Genomic DNA, 21,713 nt, shown 5'->3' with positions numbered 1-21,713 from the left:
CGCCTTGGTGCATGTTGTCGTTATCAGTTTTATCAATGACCTGGCCGGCGAATCGACGGCCCACTCGACATGGAAGCCATCAACCCGATATCGGTCGCACGCTTGGCTCGTCCTTGAAAGCGATCGCTGGCTTGACTCTTCCCGGTGCCTGGCTCGCGATTCCGCCCGTATACCGTGTAAATAGACTGCATTTCACGGTGCGGTCTGGGTCGAGTATATGTCATGACACCGATAAGGGAAAATTATCGGCTGCGTCGCGGGCGTCACGCCCGTGCGGCTTTTAGGCGCCGTCTGATTGCTGCAACGCGCGCAACTGCTGCTTGGCGAACAGACCGTAGAAGAACCACAAAACCAGTGCATGCAGTGCGCTCGAGACGGCAACCACACCGATAAGCACGTGCAATTGATAGTCGCCCAGCAGCAACAGCGAAGCGCGCAAACCCTCGAAGCCCGTCATCACAACGATAAACAGCGCGAACAGCAGTAGCGAGATAAGCCAACTGGTCAGCAGGGAGCCGGCCACCAGCCACCCGCGTTCCGCCGGCGTCGGAACCCGCCGCTGTTCCTTTACAAACAACATGGCTGCCGCCACGACACCGATCACGACAGCTCCCATGGCGGCGCCGGCGTTGCCCTGGATATCCAGCATCAGCAACACCGCAGCGGTCGCCAATACCGCGAGCGAATACACGATGGTATAGCGCCACACATAGCGGGCCACTGCAGCCGGCTGTTGTTCAACATGTTCAGACATGTAAAGACCCGCTCAGCATTCGCCTAGTCGGTGTTCACGATAGTTACCACGGCACGCCGGTCACTGCGCGGACCGTCGAACTCGCAAAAAAAGATGTTCTGCCAACGCGACAGGCCGAGTTCGCCTTCGATCAGCGGTACCGACTCCGACGGGCCGACCAAACCGGCCTTGAGATGCGAGTCGCCGTTGCCGTCCTGCCGATCATGCAGCCAAACACCTTTGGGGATCAGTTCACGTAGCAGGTTGACGACATCCGTCTGCACGCTGTCGTCCCAGTTCTCCTGGATCATGACCGCAGCGGTCGCGCCCTGCGCGTAGACATTGACCAGGCCGTTGCGGATGCCGGACTGCGTGACGACACGCCGCACCTCGTCGGTGATATCGACGAGCACTTCACGACTGCGGGTTTTCAGATGGATCAGGTCGCGCATAGCGCAATCATTGGCGATCGAAGGCGCTGCTTGCAAGCCGCTTGTCGCTGCGACGCCGCGCGCTAGCCGGGCGGCGCTTGCTCCAACAGCGATGCGGCAAAGCGCAGCGCGTCGATCCGGCTGGGTTGCAGGCTGCCTTGGCAGGCTACCGTGACCGCACGCGTGATGCCCTGGGTATCGAGCATCTTCATCACCGGCTTGCGGCCACCGGCAATGACGACCCGCCGACCCGATTCACATGCGCTGCTCACTACGTCCAGCAGTGCGCGCGTCGCCGTATAGTCGATCATCGGCATATCCGAGAGATCGAGCACCAACACATCGTAGCCGGCCACCATGGACAATTGCCGGGCCATACCCTTGGCGGCACCGAAACTCATCGGGCTGCCGAAGTGGATCAGCATGATCCTGCCGCCGGAGGCGCGCACGATTGCCTTTTCCTCAACCGCAAGCGGCGTGCTTTCGTCGACATCGCGGTACACGTTGATGCTGGCCAACTGCAGATCGGACATACGCTTCATGAACAGCAGGCCGGCGATCGCCATGCCCACGGCGACCGCCTCGATCAGGTCGGCAAAGACGGTCAGGCCCAGCACCACGAGCATGACGAACACCTCGGTGCTCGGTGTGTTGCGCAGGCGGCGAAAGAAATCCCAATCGACGATATCGACGCCGACCTTGATCAGGATGCCGGCCAGCACCGCGTGCGGTATGTGGCTGGCCAGTGCGCCGGCGCCCAACACGATGGCCAGCAGCACCAGCGCATGCAGTGCGCCGGAGATCGGCGTGCGTCCGCCGGCCTTGACGTTGACGACCGTGCGCATCGTCGCGCCCGCACCCGGCAGCCCGCCCAGCAGACCGGCAACCGAGTTGCCGATGCCCTGGCCGATCAGTTCGCGATCGGAATTGTGATAGGTGCGGGTTACGTTGTCGGCCACCAAGGACGTCAGCAGCGAATCGATCGATCCCAGTGCGGCGAGCGTCAGTGCCGACACGAACATATCGGCCAGCAGCGGCGTTTCGATGGTCGGCCACTGCAATGACGGCAGTCCGGTCGGGATATCGCCGAGGATCGGGAGTGCGTCCGGCTGCAACAACAGCATCGCTGCGAGCGTCCCCACGATCAGAGCGACCAACGGTGACGGTACATAGCGACCCCAGGAGGCCGGCATGAGATAGACGATCAGCAGGCTGAGCAAGCCGAGGATCAGCGCCGGTGAATTGAGCTGTTGCCACGCCTGCGGCAGCATGGCGGCCGAGGCCAGCGGCCCTGCTTGTGCGGCAGAGCCGAGCAAGGGCGGCAATTGCAGCAGCACAATGATCACGCCGACACCGCTCATGAATCCCGACACGACCGGCAGCGGTACCAGTTCGATGAACTTGCCGAATCGCAGCAGACCGAACAGCACCTGCAAAACGCCGCCCATCATCACGACGGTGAAGGCGATCGCCGCACCATGTGCCGGGTCAGCCGGAAACATCGCCGTGTACTGGGTGAATATCGCCGCCATCACCACGGTCATCGGCCCCGTTGGGCCGGAGACCTGTGACGGTGTACCGCCGAACAACGAGGCGAAGAACCCGACACAGACCGCGCCGTAGACACCGGCAATCGCGCCCGCGCCCGACGAAACCCCCATCGCCAGTGCCAACGGCAAAGCCACGACCGCTGCAGTCAAACCACCGTAGATATCGCCGCGAAGGTTACGGAAGTGCAGGCCATTGATCAGACGATGGGGCAAGGTGGTTTCTCGAGCGGACGAAGCCGAGCACTCTAGCAGGCATCAGGCCAGTTGACATACACAAACTAAGGTTTTGTCCCGGGCATCATTGGACACGCCAACGGATGAGTATTTGCGTACTCAGGCACAAGCCTGGATCAGGCGGTGCGGCGTTCTTCGCTGATCAGATGAACCGCTAGACCGGCGAGCACACCACCCATCAGGTAACGCTGAATCGCCAGCCAGGTGGCATTGCGACTGAACCAGGCCGCCACCCCGGCTGCCGACAGGGCAATCGCCAGGTTGACCGTAAAGCTGACGGATATCTGAATCCCACCCAGCAGCAGGCTTTGCATAAACACCGAGCCATGCTCTGGCGAGACAAACTGCGGAAAGATCGACAGGTAGAAGATCGCGATCTTGGGGTTGAGCAGGTTGGTCAAAAAGCCCATCGCAAACAGCTTGACCGTGCCATCGGCCGGCAGATCGCGTGCCTCGAACGGCGAACGTGCGCCTGGCTTGACCGCCTGCCAGGCCAGATACAACAGGTAAAGTGCCCCGGCCAACTTGACCGCGTCGTAGGCGATCGGCACGGTCAAAAACAACGCCGACAGGCCGAGTGCCGCCGCCAACATGTGGACGACGAAACCGAGCATCACGCCCATCAGCGAGATCACGCCGGCCATATGCCCCTGGCAGATCGAGCGCGAGATCAGGTAGATCATGTTCGGCCCGGGCGTCAGCACCATGACCAAGGAAAAACCGGCGAACAACAACAAGTCGGATGTCTCAACCGTCATGCCATGTCCTCCGCCGACGAAACCAGGCTCACAGCAGGCCTTCGATCAGCCGTTCCACTTCCGGATGATCGAACTCCCGCCCACCGATCGCCTGGTAGCGGATCCGGCCGTCGCGGTCCAACAGGTAGGTCGTCGGCAGCCCTTTCACCTTGTAGGCCTCTGCCACCCGGCTGTCGCGATCGAACAGAATCGGAAACGTCGGATCGACACTCAAACGTCCGGTGAACTCGAATACCAGGTCAGGATCTTCCCACTGGTTGACCGCAACGACGGTCAGGCCTCGCTCGGCATACTTGTCGTACAGGCGCTGCATCGACGGCATTTCACGCCGGCACGGCGGGCACCAGGTCGCCCAGAAGTTCAGCATGACGACCTTGCCGCGATACGCCTCGAGCGTATGCAGTTCGCCGTCCATGTCGGGCAGTTCGAATGCCGGTGCTTCGATCGCCGGCGTGATCGGATTCATCTGGTGACCAAGCGGCGGCAGTTCAGCCGCCTGTGCAGCAAACGCGCCCAGGCCGCCTGCCAGCACCAGCAGACTAAGCGCCGTTGTTAGGTGCCGGCGCACATTCAAGATCAGGCAATTTCTTTTCATAGTGTTTTCCTTCGATGGACCAGCGCACCGTGATGTCCAGACGACTACCGTGCGGTTCCGCCAGGGTGGTAAACCCCTGTATCCAGTCACCCTCGGCAAAGGTGACATCGTCAGCCAACATCGACCAACTGAATCGCACCCCCATGCCATGCCATTCTTTGAGCCAATCCGACTTGGTCTTGATCGCTTGTTCGTCGCCGCCTTCTACTTTGTAGGTCCAATCGGCTACGCGATAGCTGAGCGGTTTGCCGGCAACATTGCGAATGATGGTGCCGAATACGCAACGCGTGGCGACCGGCTCGATGACATCGTCCGGCAGATCGCGCGCACTGTAACTCGCGCGGATGAAATCGGGTGGGACCTGGACCAACTCAATGGCCAGCCCATCGCCTTCATAGTGCCAATGTTTGATCCCGGTCTCGGGTTCGACCTCGACGACCACGTCGCTGCCTGCCGTCGCACTTGCGCAAAGCAGCGTCGTGGCAAGCGCCAGGATCCACCGCGCCATATTGGCTGAACGCATCGAACTCCCCTTGCATGGACAGACGCCCGAGTCTAATCGAAAAACGCCAATACCTGTTCGAGTTCGCGCGTGCGGGCGAATGCCGGCATGGCATCGAGAAACGTCTGCCCGTAACCCTTTTTCAACAGCCGCGGATCGCACATTACCAACACGCCGCGATCGGTCACATCACGGATCAGGCGGCCGGCGCCCTGCTTCAACGCGATCGCTGCCTGCGGTACCTGGTGCTGCATGAAGGCATTGCCGCCGCGCCGTTTGATCGCGTCGAGCCTGGCCTGCAATACCGGATCGCCCGGCGAGGCGAACGGCAGCTTGTCGATCACCACCAGCGACAGCGCCTCGCCGCGCACATCGACGCCCTCCCAAAAACTGGCGGTGCCGAGAAGGATGGCATTGCCGTCGTCAACGAAGCGTTCGAGCAGCTCGGCCTTCGGCGCACTGCCCTGCACCAGCAGCGGAAAATCGACCTCATCGGCCAGCAGGTTCGCCGCTTCACGCAACGCACGATGACTGGTGAACAACAGAAACGCGCGTCCACGACTGGCCTGCACGATCGGCACGACAAGATCGACAACCGCGGCGGTGTAGCCGGGTTCGTTCGGCTGCGGCATGCCGCGCGGCACGAACCACAAGGCTTGGTTCTGGTAGTCGAAGGGGCTGTCCCACTTGCGGGTGGTCGCGTCGAACACGCCGAGCTGGCGCTGAAAGTGTTCGAAACTCTCGCCGACAGCCAGCGTTGCCGAGGTAAACACCCAGGCCGCCGGGTGACGCTGCATCTGTTGACCGAACACGTCGGCGATGTCCAACGGTGTGCTGTTCAGGCGCACGCTTTGGGTGTGCGTCTCGAACCAGCGGATGTCTTCGCTGCCCTCAGACGGTTCAACCAGTTGCTGCAGCTCGAGCGATAACGTCTCGCAACGCGCCATGCAGGCGTCCAGCCCCTTGCCGCGCCCCTGGATCGCTTCGAGCATCTGTTTGAGCGTATCGAGCTGCGTGCGGCAGTGGTCGATCGCATGCATCACCCCATCGTCTGCCTCAACCTCGTTCCAGGCACCGCGTCGCAGCGACTGGCCGAAAGCCAGGCGCAGATCACGCGCGGCCTTGGCGGTGGCATCGGTCTGTTCGAGGATCTTCGGCAGATCGCCCGCCTCACGGTGATACTCGGCCTGGGTATCGCGCGTCAGGTCGACGATCTGGCGCGTACTCACGGTAGTGCCGAAAAAATTGCTCGCGACCTCGGGCAGCTGGTGCGCTTCATCGATGATGAAGGCATCGGCACCGGGCAACAGCTCGCCGAAACCGTCGTCCTTGATCGCGAAATCGGCGCACAGCAGGTGATGATTGACGACCACCACGTCGGCCTCCTGCGCGCGCCGACGCGCCTCGACCAGGTGACACTTGCTCCACGCCGCACACTCCTGGCCCAGGCAGTTGTCGGTGGTCGAGGTCACCAGCGGCCAGATGCTGGCATCTTCGGGAATATCGGCAAGCTCGCTGATATCGCCGCGTTGGGTCGTGCCCGCCCAGTCGCGCACCTGCAGCAACCAACGCAGACCCTCGGGCGTGTGGCCGCGGCTGTCCTGCAGATTGGTCTCCATGCGATGCACGCACAGATAGTTGGCGCGGCCCTTCAGTAGGGCGACCTTGGCGGGGCTGGCCATGGCATCGCGCAGGCGGGGCAGATCGCGCAGAAAGAGTTGGTCCTGCAGGTTGCGGGTACCGGTGGAGATGATGACCTTCTGCCCGGACAGCAACGCCGGTACAAGGTAGGCGAAGGTTTTGCCGGTACCGGTGCCGGCCTCGGCGATCAGTTGGCCGCCCTGCTCCAACGCCTCGGCGACCGTGTTGGCCATCTCGAGCTGCTGCTGACGATAGGCGAAACCCTCAACGGTGCGCGCCAACAGCCCTTCGGGGCCGAGTACATCATCGATATCCATTCGCTATACAGAAAACGCGGCAATCAGCCGGTCTGGTTGTCCCACACGCCGTCCTGGCGACCGTTGACCTTGTCCCAGACGAGTTCGCCGATCACCTTGAAGCGCGCCACCGACATGGCGCCGCGCTTCTGCCGGCTGCTGCTGGACGCATCCACGAACTCGGCCAGGTCATCACGCGAGGCCTGGTAGATCTCGTAGGGCTCGTAGTCTTCGTCCATCAACACCAGCACCACCGCGTCCCATTGCTGGTTCATCTTGAGCTGGCCGATGCGTTGTCCGCTCTTGCTCTCGTCGAAGATGGTGCGGCTCTTGATCTGGATGCGTGCACCGCTCTGCGGATCGACGGCGTCCCAGCCGGCCTCGGCATTCGACGACGGCTCGAGGTTCAACAGGCGGGCGGCGTCGTGTTCGGCGATCTCATTGCTGATGCCGGGCAGCGGTTTACCCATCGTCCGGCGATATTCGGCCGCCAGCTGGCGGGCTTGCGCAATCAGTTTGTCGGCGGCGTAGGGATTGCTCAAACGGGCATCACTCTCGGTCTAGTACCGAGATTCTATACCGAAGCGGCGTAAGACTTCAGTGCGACAGGGAAATTCACCGCGACCAACGCGGTGAGGTCCAGCCGCCGCACTCAGCTCTTCGGCGGTTCCCAGTAGCCGAATGCCTGGCCTGCCGGTGGTGCGGCCGGCTGCGCGGCGGGCTTGGAAACATCGTCGTGCACATGACGGGCAAAGCCGCACAGCTCGTCGAGAAAGGCTTCGCGGTCGGCCGGCGGCATCGAGCGTTGGTTGGCAAGTATGTAGCCGGTCACGGCGACCAGGTATTGCATGACAACCCCGGCGTCGGCGTCCGGGTCTTGTTTCAACACCGCCTGTTGGATGTCGTCGAGTAGTTCGGATGAAAGCTGGATATCGGCCATGGCGTGCGGGCTCCGTTTAGTTCAGCGTGATGCGGCTGCCTGGTTCTCAGCATACCGCGCCCCGGAGGCGTCGCCCATGGCGCGCTTGGCACCGGCAATCAGCAACCAGTTGCGGCGACGCAGATCGCGATCGTTGGCACTCGCCAGTGCATTCGATTTGGCAGCAAGCTGGACGACCAGCGCGTGGCGCTGCTGGGCCATGCGAACCTCGGCGAGGCGGTTCCACAGCGCCGCATCGTCGGGCGAGATACGCAATGCCCTTTCAAGGCTGACGGTGGCGCCGTCGAGATCACCGGCGCGCTGCTGATCGCTCGAACGCCGCATCAGCACCTCGACGGCCCGTTTCGGTGCGGGTTTGGCGAATTTAGGCTGTGCCGGCGGCTTGTACGCCGCGATCTGCGGGCGGCCGTCGGTCGGCGGCGGTGTTTCGCTACGCGTTTCGACATCGGCCGGGCGGTCGGTACGGGTATAACCGCCACAGGCCGCCAGAACCATGGTCAATCCGACCAGCACGATGCCGCGCACGGCGGTGCGCCAGCGATCACCCACAAACTCAAGCATGAACTCTTTCCACCTGGCTAATTACTGAGCGCCGAGATTACTGGAACAGGTTTTGAAGGAAACCCCCTAAACCGCGTTGTTCGACGCATTCCGCGGTTTCCGTCGGCTCGGAACCGGAAATGTACGGGAACGCCACCGCACCTTCGCAGGTTTCCGCGGCCAGACGACCGTATTGATCGACCCAATGATATTCAACCCCGGGCGGCAACACGAGTTGCAGCGAGGCATTGTCGATGTTGGCCATCAGGTCGGCCCAGACCGGCAGGGCACCGCTCGCCCCAGTCAGACCGGTGGATGCATTGTCGTCGCGACCGACCCAGGCAACCGCCACGCGGTCGGCCGAAAAGCCGGCGAACCAGCTATCGCGCAGATCGTTCGTCGTGCCGGTCTTGCCGGCAACCTGCAGACCGCCGGAAAGATACCGCGGCAGTGCAGCGGCGGTGCCGGCCTCGGTCACCTCGACCAGGTTACGCGTCAACAGAAACACCGCCGCCGGATCGGCCGCCTGACTCACGGTCAGCGGATAACGCTGCAGGGGTTGCTGACGTGCATCGAGTACCGCGCGGATCGATTTGAGCGGTGAGCGGAAGCCCCCGGCGGCGATCGTCTGGTAGACCTGGGTCACTTCGAGCGGCGACAGCGAAACCGAGCCGAGCAGCAATGAGGGATAAGGCGGGATGTCGCGATTCACACCGAGCGCATGCAGCGTGGAGATGATCGGTGGCAGCCCCATCTCAAGACCGAGATTGACCGTCGCCAGGTTGAGCGAGCGCGCCAACGCCTCGTGCAACGGTACCTCGCCATAGACCTGGCGGTCGTAGTTTTTCGGTTGCCAGCGCTGACCACCGCGTAGCGTGATGTCGACCGGCTGGTCGTCGATCAGCGAACTGAGCGTGTAGCGCGAGGGTTGCGACAGCGCCGTGAGATAGACCGCCGGTTTGACCAGCGAGCCGATCGGACGCACCGCATCGAGGGCACGATTGAAACCGCTGTAGCCGGCATCGCGGTCGCCCACCAGCGCCTGGATCTCGCCATCCTGGGCCGACGACACCACCAACGCACCCTGCAGACTGCCGGCTTCGATACCACGCGCCTTCTCGATCTGCGCCAAACGCTTGCGTAGTGCCTTGACCGCCTGTTGCTGTACCCAGGGATCGAGCGTGGTGAAGATGCGCAGCCCTTCCGATGTGAGGTCTTCCTCGCGGTAGTCGCGGCGCAATTGGCGACGCACCAGATCGACGAAGGCCGGCACACGGTAATCGTTGGCCGAGCCACGTTTGGTCACACCCAGCGGCTGCTTGCGCGCCGCGTCGGCGGTCGCCTGATCGATAAAGCCCTGTTCAAGGATCTGCGTGATCACCAGGTTGCGACGTTCCAATGCCCGCTGCGGGTGCTTGCGCGGGTTGTAGTAAGACGCACCACGCACCAAGCCCACCAGCAACGCCGTTTCATGCAGGCGCAGTTCGCGCAGCGGCCGGTTGAAGTAGAAATGCGCACCGAGGCCGAAGCCGTGGATCGCGCGATCGCCCTCCTGGCCGAGGAAGATCTCATTGGCGTAGGCCTCGAGAATCTCGTCCTTGTCGTAGCGTGCGTCGACGATCAGGGCCATCAAGGCCTCGTTGAACTTACGCCACAGCGAACGCTCCGAGGTCAGGATGAAATTCTTGACCAATTGCTGGGTCAGCGTGCTGCCGCCCTGCACGGTTCGACCGGCGCGAATGTTGGCGATCATGGCGCGCGCGATACCGCGCAGGTCAACGCCGGCATGATCGTAGAAGCGGCGATCTTCGACCGCCAACAGCCCCCAGATCAGGTGATCTGGCAGGTCGCTGCGCTTGACCAGGACACGGTCTTCGTTGTGCGCCGGATAGATGCTGCCGACCAACGCCGGTTCGAGTCGCACCAGGTCGAGATTGTCGCTCCCCTGCCCGCGCATCCGGGTGATGCCGGCGCGTGAGGTGTCGACGACAATCGTCCGCCCCTGCTCATCGCCGTCCCAGAAATGGAAATCGCGGGTATGGATCGTGAAGCGGTTACCCTTCTGCGACCACTGCGCCGGTCCGCTGACCTTGGAAACCGCGCGATAACCGAGAAACTGCAGCTCGGCCTTCAATTGGGCCGGCGATACGCTGGCACCGACGTAGAGGTCGAGTGGACGCGCAAAAATCTGTGCCGGTTCCGCCCAACGTTTGCCGTCGAACTTCACCCGCACCGTCTTGCTGAGATAGACGCTGTAGCCGCCGATCACCAGCGCACCGAAGACCACCAGCCCGAGCAGTACCCGCCACCAGATTCTCGGTTTTTTTGTCGTTGTCTTGCGTTTGCCTCGGCGACGAGTGCTCGCTTTCTTTTTTTTCGCTGCCATGAATGCTTCTACTCAACTCTTCTGTCGGCGCGTTTCGGGACCGGTCGTCCTTGCGGCGCGCGTATCTTCGCGTACTTGAGGCGCCAAGCGAAGGAGCTGTATCGCAAAAACGTTTCCCTTCCACCCCTTAAGGTTTTGCCAAGCTTCGACGATACTCTTGTCATCATGGATTGAATGGATAGGATTCCAGTTCGTGCAGATATCGATTGCCAAGCTCGCCGGCTTATTGATCGCGCTGCTGATCACGGTCACTGTGATCACTACCGGCACCGGCCTCTACGTCTTGCAGTCCAACTACCAAACGCTCGAAACAAGGCAGGAAGCCGAAGCACTCGATACTGTGCGCAATGCCGCAATCGCGGTACGCAACCAGGTTCAGTTCTACCAGGGCATTCTGCACCTGATGGCCAACAATCCCGAAGTCGGCAACCTGCTCGAGTTCGGCGAAAGCCAGGATATGACCGATTGGTCGCTGAACGTCGCACGAGTTCTGCCCGGTTCCCTCGGCACCGCGTTGGTGTCGCAACACGGCGTCGTGTTCGGCGACCCGCTTGCCCAACGCATCGGCGACGCCTGCCAAAATGACATGCGCAAGCTGTCGCACGGCGAACATATCGGGTACCCACTATTGCATACCGACGTTGCCGGCCTGGAGCATTTCGATCTGCTGACCACGATCGTATCGCCATCCGGCGAGACCGCGGGATCGTTGTTCGTCAGCTTCCGTCTCAGCGTGATCGAGGACCTGCTGAAGAACATGACGCGCGACGGCGACCAGTTCGAACTGCGCGATGCCGCCGGCTCGGCCCGCCTGGTCACCGGTGCGACTGCCGGCTTTCAGGAACCCGCGGTCTACTCGGCCACTATTCCGGAGACCGAATGGCAGCTGGTGCTGCGCCGGCCGGGCGTCGAATCGCGTTCGTATATCACCGAGATGCTGGCCACCGATATCGCCATTCTCACGTTGGCTGCCGTCGTCATCATCTACCTGGTGCGGCGCACCTTGTGGCGCTTCAAATCCGATATGTCGCGCGTGCATTCGACGCTGGCCGACGTGCTCGCGGGGCGCTACCAGTATTCCGACAGCAACACCTCGATCAAGGAAACGCAGATCCTGCTCAGCGACATCCAGCACCTGGCGCTGAAGATCCAGACGCAGCGCGACGAACTGCGCCACCAATCGCTTTCCGACCCGCTTACCGGCGTATTCAATCGACGCTACTTCGACCTGATGCTGGCCCACCTGCATGAACAATCGCGCCGCCAACGGCCGTCGATCCTGGTGATCATCGACCTCAACGATTTCAAGCACATCAACGACGAGTTCGGTCACCACAGCGGCGACCGTGTGCTGCGCAATACCGCGGCTTACCTGCGCTCGCGTATCCGTGCGACCGATATCGTCGCACGCCTGGGCGGTGATGAATTCGCGCTGATCCTGACCAATATGCTGCCCGAGGCGTTGGAAGAATGGCTGACGGCGCTGATTCATGACTACGATCACCAACTGATGGAAAACTCGACACCGTCTGTCGACAGTTGTCAGTTCAGTATCGGCGCCGCCTATATCGATGCCGACGTCTACGCTACGCCTGCCGATGTCTTCGACGCCGCCGACACTGCGATGTATGCAATCAAGCAACGCCGTTCGATCCGTCACAGCCGCTTCGCCGTCGCCCGCCCCGACCCCGACAAAACCGCTAAAGCACTATAGGGCGCGCAGTAACCACGTAACGTTGCTGTGTGCCGCTATCAACGCCTTCGAACGGATAGCAGGTGACCAGGCGCAACTGATCGCCATCCAGGGGATCGGTCAGGCCGACCTCGTCCTCGTGGTACACGGCGCGCTGTATGACCTGATAACGACGCGCACGACCGTCGCTGATCTGTAGTTCGAGTTCGTCGCCGTCGCGCAGCTCTTTCAGCCAGCGAAAATGGGTATCGCGGTGACCGCTGAGCACCACGTTGCCCGCCTGCCCGGGCCGGGCCGAGTCATGGATGTGACCCGGACCAAACGCCAGCACCCGGCCGCTCGAACCGGACAACACCACCTGCTCGATACCCAGGCGCGGCTGGGTGAGTCGCGCCAGTGGCACGGTGTCGGCCCACGGCCAGGGTTTGGGCGATGCCTCACCGGCCAGGCGTCGCTCCCACGCGGATTCCAACAGGCCTTGGGCAAGCCATGCCTTGGCCGGAATGTAGGTACCGTAAGCGACACACGCCAGGCCGCAGACCAACAACAGTCTCTGCAGCGACCCGCGCATCAGGCGTTCCTCCAGCGGCGCGAAGCGAGCCCGGCCAGCAACAACAGCGCACAACCCGCCCATAGGTAAAGGCGTGCATCGGTAGCTGTGCTCGGCAGTCGGCCGAATACCGCTTGTGCGGACCATCCCGCGGGCAGGCGCGCCGCGACCTCGCCGGACTTCAGCTGATCTTGCTGCGGCCGACTCGGCGTGCGGTCGACGGCAACCAGGCTCGTATAGCGACTCACCAGATGGTGATCGAGCGCCAAATCGACTACCGCACGCTTGACCACATCGGCGCTTTCGCCCATGACCAGACGCGCCATCCAATCGGCAATGGTGCGGCGGGCCCACAAGGCGTGCACGCCACTGCCCTTTCCGCCGCCATGCAGATCCACTGAATGGCTCCAGCGCTTTGTACCCAGCCGACCCACGATCTCGACGCGCGTCGGCGCTTGCGCGGCGCTGACGGCGACCACCAGCGGTTCGCCGGCGTACAGATCGGGAACCGTGCGCGGCGCCTGATCGACCACCGTCAGCGCATCGTCGTGGTACCAACGGAGCTGCACATCGGTAAGCACGGGAGAACTGAGTTGGGTAAACAACGCACCGATTTTGGCTTCGACCTCGGCAGTACTCCCGACATAGGTGAAGGTGCCGCGACCAAACTCGGCAGCCTTGCGCATGAACAGGGCATTCGGTGCAGAACCGATGCCGACGGTAAACAGTCGGCTGCGGCCCAGCCGGGCGGCGATCAACTCAAACAGCTGCTGCTCGTTGCCGACAGCGCCATCGGTCATGAACACGATCTGGCGCAACAGGCCATCGGATTGTTCATCGCGCAGCGCGGCCCGCATCGCCGGCAACATCTCGGTACCGCCATCGGCTTGCAGCCCGGCGATGTAGCCTCGCGCCTCGGCCAACGTGGTCGCATCGACCGCTACGGCATTCGGGAACAGCGACTGCGTTGTGCTGTTGAATTGCACGATATTGAACCTGTCCTGCGGCCGCAGTTGCTGCAGTGCCTTGTGTAACGCTGCTTTCGCCTGCACCAAGGAATCGCCGTGCATCGAACCCGAGGTATCGACAACGAGAATCAACTCGCGCGATACCGTGGGTAACACCTCGCGCGTCTTCGGCGGCATGACCATCAGCAAGGCATAGTGATCGTCGCCCCACGTTTCGTTGAACAATGCCGCGCTGGGTTGTTGCGACAGGATCGGCTGCCACTGCAACACGAAATCGCGGTCGGCAACCGTCCCGCCGCTGGCCAACGTAACGCGATAGGTGCCGCTGCCGGTGTTGTCGATAATCACGGGATGATTGGCGCTGTCGATTTGCGCCAGTTCCAGACCCACGTCGAGTTCCACCGTCAGCCGCACCGGGTTGAAATCTTGCGGCGCGCCGGCGGCGACCGGGGGCGTTATCCGATCGGCATCCGGCACCTGGTCTGTCGGCACCGCCCAACCCTGACGAACGCTATTGTCGCTTGCCGGCTCCGCTGGCGCGCCCGGTATGTAGCGCGGCGCCACGACCATCGGGAATCGCAGCGAATAGCTGTCGTCACGCCAGAGCAGCGATTGTTGATACTCGATCTCGACCAGCACCGTATCGCGCGGTGGGATGTTGGCGACGGCGGTGGTGAACACATTGGCGCGCTGTTGATCGAGCAGGCTGGCACCCTTACCCGCGGCCTTGGCCTGCTCGTAGAGTCGCTTCGCTTGCGCCTTTTCCTGAATCTCGCCTTCGATCACGCGCTCGTTATAGACCAGCCGCATACGATCGACCGCGCTGTCTTCCGGCAGGGGAAACACGTAGATACCTTCGACCCAGGCATCGCCCGGGTTGGTGAAGCGTTGCTGAACCCGAACGCGGGCGATCGCGCCGGTCACGTCGATAAACACATCGGTCTGCAATTGTGGGGCGAACCCGAGCTCTTTGCCTTCGGCACCATAGAGCCTCAGCCCCTGTAAGGACTCGTTGTCGGCGGCCGCCGCCGGCATGGTGAAAGCCAACACCGCCAGCGCGAGAACCACGCTGCCGGCCACACCCACCAAGAGTGCCCGGCTCAGCAGGCCGAGCCAGGCAAATCGATCAGTCTGTGCCACGGCGGCGACTCCCTGTTGGCTGCACCTGGCGCTGCCAGGTATGCCCCGCCGGCTTTGCCGACGCGCAATACATAAACTCCTCGCTCAGCGGCTGCAGCACGCCGCTTGCGCCCAATAAGAGCCAGTGCTCGACCGGTCTGCCTTGCCGCGTGCGATCTCTGCGCATATCCATGTCGTTTCCTCCAACTTGAACCAGCGTGCCCTCCCTGGCGGGGATCGGCCTCATGGCCCGCGCCGGTATGTGGGCAATTAAACGCGCACGAAATGGCACAGCGATCGCGGCAGACGGGAAAATCGCGGACGAAAAGTGGCAAAACGCAGGCACATGATTTTTTGCAGTTAAACTGCGCAGCACAACGCATTAATGGATTACGCACACGCATGGCCCGAACCATCGCCATCGTCGAAGACGAACCCGCCATCAGAGAGAACTACGCCGACCTGTTCCGCCGCCAAGGCTATCGGGTCGAAACATTCGCCGAGCGCGCCACGGCAGCCGAAGCACTGAGCCGCCGGCTACCCGATCTGGCGATCCTCGATATCGGTCTCGGCGACGAGTTCGACGGTGGATTCGAACTCTGCCGTCGGCTGCGCAGCCTGTCGGCGACCTTGCCGATCATCTTTCTGACCGCGCGAGACAGCGACATCGACGTAGTCGCCGGCTTGCGCGTCGGTGCCGACGATTACGTCACCAAGGATGTCAGTCTTCACCAACTCACCGCGCGGGTCAGCGCCTTGTTCCGACGCATCGACGCCCAGCATGAACAGTCTCACAGCGAAGGCGTCATCGAAGAAGGGGCTCTGCGGCTGCAGGCCGAGCAGATGCGCGTTACCTGGCGGGATCAGGCCGTCGAACTCACGGTCACCGAACTGTGGATTCTGCACGCGCTGGTGCGCAATCCCGGTCATGTAAAGAGTCGCGAGCAACTCATGGAGGCAGCCGACACCTACGTCGACCTGGCGACGATCACCTCGCACATCAAACGCATTCGCAAGAAGTTCCAGCGCGTCGATCCGGATTTCGATGCGATCGAGGCTGTGTACGGGGCCGGCTATCGGTGGCTGACGCAGGACTGACGACGATGGCGGGTCGACCTCGTTTCTGGCATCGCGTTCGTTTCAAACTGCTGTTGGTGTCGCTGACGCTGCTCGGCATTCCGTGGGCCGGCTATCGCTTTATCCAAGAGACCGAACACTTTCTGCGCGACGCGCAAGATCAGGCACTGCAGACGACGGCAAATTCAGTCGCCAACATCATGCATGCGCAGCAGGACGTGTTTCACGATGTCGCCAGACCGGGTTCGGCGCTCACCTTTCGCAACCTGTTTCTGCACAGCTTCGACAAGCCGCCCCAGGTCGATGGTTATCGCGATGAATGGGAACGCGACAAACACAATTTCATCACGCTCGAATCCGTCGATGGCACCCTCGAAGCGCGCATCCTGTTGGGTTCTCATGGCCGTTATCTCTATCTATTGCTCGGCGTCAAAGACCCGAAAACCGTGTTTGGCGAACACGGCGATGCGGTCGACATCGCTTTCACCGACGCAGATGGCGTGCTGCAACGCTACCGCTTGCAGCCACAGGCACCCGGTTGGGTGGTAGCGCGACGGCAACGCTTCAAGACCGATCCGAATGATCCCGAACACATTCAGCGTCTGCTCGACTACGAGCCGGCCATTCGCGGCGACTGGCAGGCCGATCGCAACGGCTATACGTTGGAACTGCGCATCCCGCGCAATCGCATCGGCGATCGCTTTTCACTGCGTATCTTCGATAGCTCCACCGATCAGGTACTGGCGAGCGGCCGGATGTTTCCGGCCGATGCGGTTGGTCGGATCGTACGCCCGGCCGATCAGTTGCAGGCCGTGTTGGCATCCGTCACGCCGCCGGCCACCCGCATCTGGGTGACCGATCACCAGGGATTGGTTCTCGCCCGTTCCGGCCAGCTCGACGAGGATGCGCCGTTGAGTACCGACGCCGAGCGTATGCCGTGGTTTATTCGGCGCCTGATTCTCGCGGTGTTGCCGCACGATGCCGATGCGGTGGCCGATCTGCCCGACGACCGCAGCGACCTTTACGTACAGCCGGTTGTCGACGCGCTGCGCGGAACACCCGCCAACTTCCGCCGACAGCCGCGTCACGGTCACGCCGTGGTGGTCAGCGCCGCAGTACCTATTCGGCGCAGCGACGGCATACTCGGCGCCGTGTTGGTTGAGCAGACGACGAACGCCATCCTGTCGATCCAGAACCTCGCGCTGCAACGGCTGTTCGGTGTGACCCTGTTGTTGTTCGCCATCACCAGTCTTGGCCTGCTGGTATTCGCCAGCCTGCTGGCATCGCGCATCACGCGACTGCGGGACCGGGTGGAATCGGCAGTCAGCCACGACGGCAGGATTATCGGTACGCTGCAACCCGATCGCTCCAAGGACGAGGTCGGCGACCTCGGACGCAGTTTCGCCAGCGTGTTGAAACGACTGCACGAATACAATCACTATCTCGAAGCGATGGCATCGCGACTTGCACACGAGTTGCGCACGCCCTTGGCCGTGGTTCGCAGCTCGCTCGACAATGCCGAGCAGTCGGCAGACAGCGACCGGCCTGCCTACTTGAATCGCGCCCGCGACGGCGCCGAACGCCTCGAGCAAATCCTGATCCGCCTGCGTGAAGCGACCGGTCTTGAACAGGCGTTGCATAGCGCGGAGGTCGTGCACTTCGACCTGGCCGACCTGCTACGTCACCAGGTCGACGGCTACCGCGTACTCCATCCCGGCGTGAACTTGCAGCTCGACATTTGCGCACAAGCCATGCCGTTCGATGGCGTACCCGATCTGATAAGCCAGGCGCTGGATAAACTGATCGGCAATGCGGTCGATTTTCACGAGAACGATACGCCGATCGTGATTGCTCTCGACGCCGGCCCGAAGGCCGTGCGTCTTTCGGTGACAAACACCGGCCCCCACCTGCCCGATGGCGGCGCCATTTTCCAATCGATGTACTCGGGGCGCGCCGGGCGTCAGGACGAACCGCACTTGGGTCTCGGTCTGTACCTGGTGCGCCTGATCTGCGAGTTCCATGGCGGCGAAGCCGGCGCCGAAAACACGGCCGACGGGGTGAGCGTCGGCATGTCTCTGCCGCGCGACCGGGTTCACGCCTAAACCGGATGCTTATTCCGGTATTGCGTTTGCGCAATGCCTACCTTTTGACAACTGGTTCAAGGTAGTCCCCATTCGCGCGCACACGGCACTCAAAAGCTGTTGGCTCGCGCCGATAGGGAATATGAAACCGGTAGTGCTGACATTATGAACAAGCGTCCTGACAAAACCCGCGACGAACAGAGCATGCTGCTATCCAGCGGTGTGCAGGCACACAAGTTTGCGTCAAAACCGGCTGCAAAGACTCCCTCGAGCCTGGCAAAGGGATTCTGGTGGCCAGTCAGCGTCATCTGCATCGCGCTGGTTATTCTGCTGCGTCACGGCGGCGCCTGAACGCAGTCTCCCACTCTACGCTTTCGCTCGCTTAAGCCGCTCAAGGCGCCGCTTGGCCCGACGACTTCGCGCACCGGTTTTTTTTCGAAACTGTTCAGTCAGTGTTCAGCCTGCACTTTCTAGGATGTCCGCAAGGGTCGAGAAACGGCCCGGCATTCAGTCAAAACGGAGAGAGCATCCATGAACACTTTGAAGAAATCACTGATTGCACTGACGGTCGCCGTCGCCGCCTTGTCGGGCGCGGCCCAGGCACATGGTGGCGAGCGCTACGGCCATGAACACCGACACGGCCATCACAAGGGCGACTGCTTCATCTGCACGGTCGACAAACGCCAGGCCAAACAGAAAAAACGCATCCGCGAAGGCGTACGCTCGGGCGAGATCACCCAGCGTGAGCTTCACCGGATTCGCGAACAACGTCGCGAAGTCAGGTGGCTCGAGCGCCACTTCGGCGAAGACGGCCACTACTCGCGAGGTGAACGCAAGCGACTGGTTAAGGAACTGGACAAAACCAGCCGTATGATTGCGCGCAGCAAACACAACGACGCACATCGCCATAGTGATCGCTACGCATACCACAACGACGATCGCCGCTACGACCGACGCTGGTAACACGCCGGCACAAGACTGCACCGGGTGTGTCTGACCTCGCCCGGTGCGATCTTCGGCGTTACTGCCCCTCACGGCGGTGACGCCTTTTTTCGTCATTGCGCTGGCCCCGCTCAGCCGCATCACGTTAGGATGCGGCGAATCACCATCGCGACATTACGGAGCCACACGTTGGACTGTCAGACCCTGAACGAGCAATTCGGTATTTCAGGTCATGTGTCGGTCACCCCCGGCAAGGGTGGGCGCCCGGTTATCCAGATCGACAACGAGGAAGCACGCGCCGAGATATCGTTGTATGGCGGCCAGCTGCTGAGCTACAAGCCGAAGGCGCGACAGCATGACGCCTTGTTCGTTAGCGATGCGGCCTACTATGTGGACGGCAAGGCCATCAAAGGCGGCATACCGGTTTGCTGGCCCTGGTTCGGAGACGATCCGGAAAAACGAGGACGTGGCGCACACGGCTTTGTTCGCAATCGATACTGGTTGCTGACCGAGACTCGCCAGCCGGATGCCAAGCACACACGCATCACGCTGACCATCAACGACGACGATTCGAGCTACGCCCTGTGGCCCCATCGCTTCGCGCTTAGCATTACGTTTACCATCGGTCAGACACTGCGTGTCGAGCTGCGCACGAAGAACCGCGATGCGAAGCCGTTCGCCATCACCCAGGCGCTGCACACCTATTTCGCTATCGGCGATATAGGTAAGACACGGGTAAGCGGACTCGATCGACGCGACTACCTCGACAAGGTCGCCGGTTTTGCGCGCCGCAGCCAGCGTGGCGATGTGACGTTCGACGGCGAGGTCGACCGCATCTATCTCGACACCAACAAACCGCTCGCCATTATCGACGAGGCCTGGTCGCGACAGATTTTCATCGATGCAAGCCACAGCCGGACAACGGTCGTATGGAATCCCTGGGCGGCAATCTCAGCAAACAGTGCCGACCTGGGGGATGATGACTTTAAGCGCTTTGTCTGCGTTGAAACCGCCAATGCCGCGAACGAAGTGATCGACGTTGCGCCGGACCAAAGCTATACCCTCGCCGTCGAATACCGCGTCACCGATCAGCATGTGGTCGCACACAACGGATAACAAACGACGACCACTGCACCAAACAACGAATTCTGGGGACTAAAAAAGGGCGTCACACCCGGCGAACCAGTGGTTCGCCGGGTTTTTTATTGCCGCTATCGCGCCCGTGACGTGTTACACGGCGCCCCAGGCTTCACGCACCACATCGGTACGGCTTCCCAGCGCATCATCATAGGTCGAAGCCGGGTATTTCGGTTTGTAGTCTTTGAACGCGTCGACCACGGTCAGCATCTTGTCTTCTGCCGACTGGCCTTTGAGATCGGATTTCTCGAGGTAACATTCGTCGAGCAACTCGTTCCAGATCATACCTTGCGTGGTCGTAATCAAGACGTAGTTCTGGCCTTCGAGCTCAACCTGGCAGTTGTCGGCCAGGTTGTCGATGTAGAAGATCGCCAGACAGTTGTCGGCAAGATCGCCACCGAAGCGCTCAACGAAGTGCGGCAGCTCATCGACATCGGCAAAATTGCCGCCGATGAAACGGATCTTCTCGTCATCCGCAAGAATACAGGCCTGTTTGACCAGCGCGATCGGCGGATTGCTCTTCTTTGCAGCTTCGTTGTAGTCACCCTCTTTGGCGACCAGGTCACCGCGGAAGGCATACAGGCCCTTCTCACTCGTAGCGCCCATCAGCGTGGTCAGCCACATCAGTCCTCTTTCTTTATACGTGTCCAGCAACATCGGTTGACTCCGAAAAACAGGTGAGAGCGCCGTACGGCGCGGTTAATAAGCTTGTAGGAATTCCCCCAAACGCAGACTGCGCGCCTGTCGCAAACACGACCCTGCCCGACTCGACCCGCCACGAACGAGATTGCCGAAGCACAGCCAAGATGCTGAATACACGCCGATTTTTTGACCCATGCCCGACGGCAGCACCAAAGCTCGGTCGTGTGGGATATTCCCTTCGAGTACAGGTTGAGCAGAAACCGTGCCGATCGAACAGCGGGCGCGCCGAAACGCGCAGGCGGGAGCGAAACATACTGCGGGAAAGCGACAATGGAACTGCGGCCCACCATCGCGGTCTGCAGAATAGGAAACCCTGACGGGGCCGGGAGAGCGAAATGCCGATAGCACGCCAACAACGGAGCCCGCGACTCAACGCTGTCCGCTCGTTTGCGGGAATCCGCGATTCGGCAACCGGACTGTTGCACGCGTGGCTACCGGCGGCATGTGTGGGCCTGGCACTGACCTCGACCGTCATCGCCGCCCCGCCACCCGGCGACGTGTCGCAGTTGCAACAACTCAATCGCAGCAACAACGCCGCGTTGGACTACCTGCAACGACCAACCGGTGCCCCTTCATCGTCGATCCCCCAGATACCGGATGCACAGCGTCGCCTGGACAGCCACCAACGTGCGCAACAGCGCTGGCTGCAGGAAAGACAACGCCGTGAACTGCTGATGCTGAATCAGCGCGCACGCATCAACCCCAACCCCGCAGTACCCGACCGACTGCAAGGCATCAACATGCAGCGCCGCTTCCAGCTACAGCAGCAGAATCAGCTGAACCGGTTCCAGTTACAACGCGGTTCTCCGCTGCGTTGAGCAGCGCCTCACGCTGCCGC

21 protein-coding genes are annotated in these 21,713 nt (G+C 61.6%); 7 read left to right on the top strand and 14 right to left on the bottom strand.

Annotated features, from left to right (window positions below; all coding sequences use genetic code 11):
- Positions 1–280 precede the first annotated feature (280 nt).
- The 11 genes from B1781_RS06160 to mrcB all read right to left on the bottom strand — a co-directional run bounded on the left by B1781_RS06160 (position 281) and on the right by mrcB (position 10,606).
- A complete protein-coding gene (locus tag B1781_RS06160) occupies positions 281–754 on the bottom strand; it encodes an ABZJ_00895 family protein (RefSeq protein WP_078118816.1) in 474 nt (157 codons plus the stop codon).
- A 23-nt stretch (positions 755–777) separates the two neighbouring features.
- Complete coding sequence (locus B1781_RS06155) at positions 778–1,185, bottom strand: secondary thiamine-phosphate synthase enzyme YjbQ (RefSeq protein WP_078118815.1); 408 nt, start codon at positions 1,183–1,185, stop codon at positions 778–780.
- A 62-nt stretch (positions 1,186–1,247) separates the two neighbouring features.
- On the bottom strand, positions 1,248–2,927 hold the full coding sequence (locus B1781_RS06150; protein ID WP_125931948.1) for a SulP family inorganic anion transporter: 1,680 nt from the start codon (positions 2,925–2,927) through the stop codon (positions 1,248–1,250).
- 137 nt (positions 2,928–3,064) lie between these two features.
- The gene (locus B1781_RS06145) at positions 3,065–3,706 is read right to left on the bottom strand and encodes a LysE family translocator (RefSeq protein WP_078118813.1); all 642 of its coding nucleotides are present in this window, start codon (positions 3,704–3,706) and stop codon (positions 3,065–3,067) included.
- 28 nt (positions 3,707–3,734) lie between these two features.
- Positions 3,735–4,301, bottom strand: a complete 567-nt coding sequence (locus tag B1781_RS06140; RefSeq protein ID WP_078118812.1) for a TlpA family protein disulfide reductase — start codon at positions 4,299–4,301, stop codon at positions 3,735–3,737.
- Positions 4,246–4,824 (bottom strand): hypothetical protein, encoded by a 579-nt coding sequence (locus tag B1781_RS06135; RefSeq protein WP_125931947.1) that lies wholly within the window; start codon positions 4,822–4,824, stop codon positions 4,246–4,248. The genes B1781_RS06140 and B1781_RS06135 overlap by 56 nt, the downstream gene beginning before the upstream one ends.
- A gap of 32 nt (positions 4,825–4,856) precedes the next feature.
- Positions 4,857–6,761, bottom strand: coding sequence for an ATP-dependent DNA helicase (locus B1781_RS06130; RefSeq protein WP_078118810.1), 1,905 nt, complete (start codon positions 6,759–6,761; stop codon positions 4,857–4,859).
- A 23-nt stretch (positions 6,762–6,784) separates the two neighbouring features.
- Positions 6,785–7,282: a hypothetical protein gene (locus B1781_RS06125; RefSeq protein ID WP_078118809.1), complete on the bottom strand. Its 498-nt coding sequence runs from the start codon at positions 7,280–7,282 to the stop codon at positions 6,785–6,787.
- A gap of 110 nt (positions 7,283–7,392) precedes the next feature.
- Positions 7,393–7,680, bottom strand: coding sequence for a hypothetical protein (locus tag B1781_RS06120; RefSeq protein ID WP_078118808.1), 288 nt, complete (start codon positions 7,678–7,680; stop codon positions 7,393–7,395).
- Between the two features lie 21 nt (positions 7,681–7,701).
- Positions 7,702–8,241, bottom strand: a complete 540-nt coding sequence (locus B1781_RS06115) for a tetratricopeptide repeat protein (protein WP_078118807.1) — start codon at positions 8,239–8,241, stop codon at positions 7,702–7,704.
- A 37-nt stretch (positions 8,242–8,278) separates the two neighbouring features.
- Positions 8,279–10,606, bottom strand: a complete 2,328-nt coding sequence (gene mrcB / locus B1781_RS06110; protein WP_125931946.1) for a penicillin-binding protein 1B — start codon at positions 10,604–10,606, stop codon at positions 8,279–8,281.
- A 193-nt stretch (positions 10,607–10,799) separates the two neighbouring features.
- Here mrcB and B1781_RS06105 point away from each other — a divergent pair, with 193 nt between their 5' ends.
- Positions 10,800–12,320, top strand: a complete 1,521-nt coding sequence (locus B1781_RS06105) for a GGDEF domain-containing protein (RefSeq protein ID WP_078118806.1) — start codon at positions 10,800–10,802, stop codon at positions 12,318–12,320.
- Here B1781_RS06105 and B1781_RS06100 read toward each other — a convergent pair.
- Both B1781_RS06100 and B1781_RS06095 read right to left on the bottom strand, forming a co-directional pair.
- Complete coding sequence (locus B1781_RS06100; RefSeq protein ID WP_164513274.1) at positions 12,307–12,870, bottom strand: class GN sortase; 564 nt, start codon at positions 12,868–12,870, stop codon at positions 12,307–12,309. The two genes, B1781_RS06105 and B1781_RS06100, sit on opposite strands and share 14 nt — an antisense overlap.
- The gene (locus B1781_RS06095) at positions 12,870–14,957 is read right to left on the bottom strand and encodes a marine proteobacterial sortase target protein (protein ID WP_078118804.1); all 2,088 of its coding nucleotides are present in this window, start codon (positions 14,955–14,957) and stop codon (positions 12,870–12,872) included. The genes B1781_RS06100 and B1781_RS06095 overlap by 1 nt, the downstream gene beginning before the upstream one ends.
- 381 nt (positions 14,958–15,338) lie before the next feature.
- Between B1781_RS06095 and pdsR the strand changes: the two genes are divergently transcribed.
- From pdsR to B1781_RS06065, 5 genes are all read left to right on the top strand, one after another.
- Positions 15,339–16,034 carry a proteobacterial dedicated sortase system response regulator gene (gene pdsR / locus B1781_RS06085; RefSeq protein WP_078118802.1) on the top strand — a complete coding sequence of 232 codons (696 nt, stop codon included), beginning with the start codon at positions 15,339–15,341 and terminating at the stop codon, positions 16,032–16,034.
- 5 nt (positions 16,035–16,039) lie between these two features.
- Entirely contained in the window at positions 16,040–18,115 is a 2,076-nt protein-coding gene (locus tag B1781_RS06080) for an ATP-binding protein (RefSeq protein WP_125931944.1), read from the top strand.
- A 144-nt stretch (positions 18,116–18,259) separates the two neighbouring features.
- Entirely contained in the window at positions 18,260–18,445 is a 186-nt protein-coding gene (locus B1781_RS06075; protein ID WP_078118800.1) for a hypothetical protein, read from the top strand.
- A gap of 180 nt (positions 18,446–18,625) precedes the next feature.
- Positions 18,626–19,057, top strand: a complete 432-nt coding sequence (locus B1781_RS06070) for a hypothetical protein (RefSeq protein WP_078118799.1) — start codon at positions 18,626–18,628, stop codon at positions 19,055–19,057.
- A gap of 168 nt (positions 19,058–19,225) precedes the next feature.
- On the top strand, positions 19,226–20,152 hold the full coding sequence (locus B1781_RS06065; protein WP_078118798.1) for a D-hexose-6-phosphate mutarotase: 927 nt from the start codon (positions 19,226–19,228) through the stop codon (positions 20,150–20,152).
- 114 nt (positions 20,153–20,266) lie between these two features.
- Here the strand turns inward: B1781_RS06065 and B1781_RS06060 are convergent, their stop codons facing one another.
- The gene (locus B1781_RS06060; RefSeq protein WP_078118797.1) at positions 20,267–20,830 is read right to left on the bottom strand and encodes a hypothetical protein; all 564 of its coding nucleotides are present in this window, start codon (positions 20,828–20,830) and stop codon (positions 20,267–20,269) included.
- Between the two features lie 380 nt (positions 20,831–21,210).
- Between B1781_RS06060 and B1781_RS06055 the strand changes: the two genes are divergently transcribed.
- Positions 21,211–21,693, top strand: a complete 483-nt coding sequence (locus tag B1781_RS06055; RefSeq protein ID WP_125931943.1) for a hypothetical protein — start codon at positions 21,211–21,213, stop codon at positions 21,691–21,693.
- The last annotated feature ends 20 nt before the right edge of the window (positions 21,694–21,713 follow it).

The sequence above is a fragment of the Thiosocius teredinicola genome (assembly GCF_002009425.1).
Taxonomy (GTDB): Bacteria; Pseudomonadota; Gammaproteobacteria; order Chromatiales; family Chromatiaceae; genus Thiosocius; species Thiosocius teredinicola.
Note: the sequence above shows the minus strand (reverse complement) of the source record. Positions and strands in the feature narration are given on the sequence as shown.